Consider the following 2,099-nt stretch of genomic DNA (forward strand, 5'->3'; position numbering starts at 1 on the left):
GTGGAGGACGAAAGCGAGATCAAGCAGCGCATCTTGGAGAACATCGAGGAATATGTCACCTCCGGCCTGTCCAAAAAGGTCACCAACATTCTGGAGACCATCAAGCTGCTGGCCTTTTCCGACCCGTTCCCTATTGAGCAGGACTGCATCCATCTCCACAACGGCGTGTACCATCTGCCGGACGGCACTTTTCAAGAGAGCCGCCTGTTCTGCCAGAACCGCCTGCCGGTGAAGTACGCCCCCAAAGCCCCCAGCCCGGACCGCTGGCTGACCTTCCTGCACGAGCTGCTGGACGATGCCGACATCCCCACCTTGCAGGAGTATCTGGGCTACTGTCTCATTCCCAGCACCAAGGGGCAGAAGATGATGCTCATTGTCGGCAAGGGCGGCGAGGGCAAGTCCCGCATCGGGCTGGTGCTGAAACGGCTCATGGGAGATGCCGCCAGCAATGGCAGCGTCCAGAAAGTGGAGAACAACCGCTTTGCCCGTGCCGATCTGGAACGCCGCCTGCTGATGATCGACGATGATATGGATATGAACGCCCTGCCCAAGACGAATTATATCAAGACCATCGTGACCGCCGAAGCCAAGCTGGACTTGGAGCGCAAGGGTGTCCAGAGCTACCAGCGAGACATCTACGCCCGGTTCCTCTGCTTCGGCAATGGTGCGCTGACCTCGCTGTACGACCATTCGGATGGCTTCTTCCGCCGCCAGCTCATCCTGACCACCAAGGACAAGCCTGCCGACCGCACGGATGACCCTTTCCTTGTGGAGAAGATGTGCGCCGAATTGGAGGGCATCCTGCTCTGGTGTCTGGAAGGGCTGCACCGGCTGGTGCAGAGCGATTTCCGCTTCACGGTCAGTGAACGAGCCGCCGCCAACGTGGACGCCATTAAGCGCAGCAGCAACAATGTCATTGACTTCATGGAATCCGAGGGCTACTTCCGTTTCAACGCGGACTACTCCATCAGCTCCAAGGAGTTCTACGACATTTACAAGCAGTGGTGCGAGGACAACGCCTGCCACAGCGTATCTGCCATCCGTTTCAGCGCAGAACTGCGACAGAATGACCGCCGCTATAACCTTGAAGCCACCAACAACATCTACCTGCCCGGTGGCCGCAGGGTGCGTGGCTTCGTGGGCATCGAGCCGCTTGTCCACCCATGCCCGTAAAAAGTGCATTTTTTCACGGAAGAAGTTCGTACAACCTGTACGGTCTGTACTTGTACGCACCCGTACGGCAAATCGAGATAAATTAAGGCGTGTTATCGTTTATATTTCGGGTTTCCGTACACCGTACGAACCGTACAGGTTATTTGAACTCCGTACGCGATTTTTTCGGATGCGTACGGAGCAATCAAGTTCGCATTGTGCGAACTTGATTGTAACTCTCCCGCAGGAGACGTTCCCCCTCGGAGAGCCCACTACACTTTGCAGACCATAGGGATGAAAGTGTCATAGTGGGTTATTACACTTCCTCAGAAGTGCATCTCCGTTCCCCGTCACCTCTCGATGAACCTTGAAAGGAGGGATGCCCTTTGGCAAGAAATGATGGCATTGACCGCACCAGTGTTCGAAATCTCGCCGTTTCGGACAAGGCCGTTGGCAACACTCAGCAGCACAACGAGCGCGAAAAGGACAGCTACCGGAACCCCGACATCATCCCCCAGCGCACTGCATGGAACATCCACTTCAAAAAGCCAACCGCCAGCTACACCGACCTGTTCTCCCAACTGGAAACCGCTGGTACGATTTCAACGCGCGGCCTGAAGCCGGATGCTACCCACTACTGTGAACTTGTCTTTGATGTCAACTCGGCCTATTTTGACAATCACGGTGGCTACGAGTTCGCCAAGCAGTTCTATGCGGATGCCTACAAAGCTGCTGTGCAAATCGTGGGCGGTGAGCAGTATATCCTCTCGGCAGTCATGCACGCCGATGAGATCAACCGTGCCATGACCGAAGCATTAGGCCGTGAAGTCTACCACTATCATCTCCATGTGGTCTATGTGCCTGTGGTGGAAAAGCAGATCCTCTGGTCGAAACGCTGCAAGGACAAGGCACTGGTCGGCACAGTCAAGGAGACCGTCATGCAGGTC

Annotated in this window: 2 protein-coding genes; both read left to right on the forward strand. The window is 55.6% G+C overall.

Going from position 1 to position 2,099, the window contains the following annotated elements; genetic code table 11:
- On the forward strand, positions 1-1,173 hold a 1,173-nt coding region (locus LKD23_RS12765; protein ID WP_227621947.1), incomplete at its 5' end, for a DNA primase family protein.
- Between the two features lie 365 nt (positions 1,174-1,538).
- On the forward strand, positions 1,539-2,099 hold a 561-nt coding region (locus tag LKD23_RS12770), incomplete at its 3' end, for a plasmid recombination protein (protein WP_227621948.1).

This window comes from Faecalibacterium butyricigenerans (assembly GCF_020687345.1).
GTDB classification, from domain to species: domain Bacteria; phylum Bacillota; class Clostridia; order Oscillospirales; family Ruminococcaceae; genus Faecalibacterium; species Faecalibacterium butyricigenerans.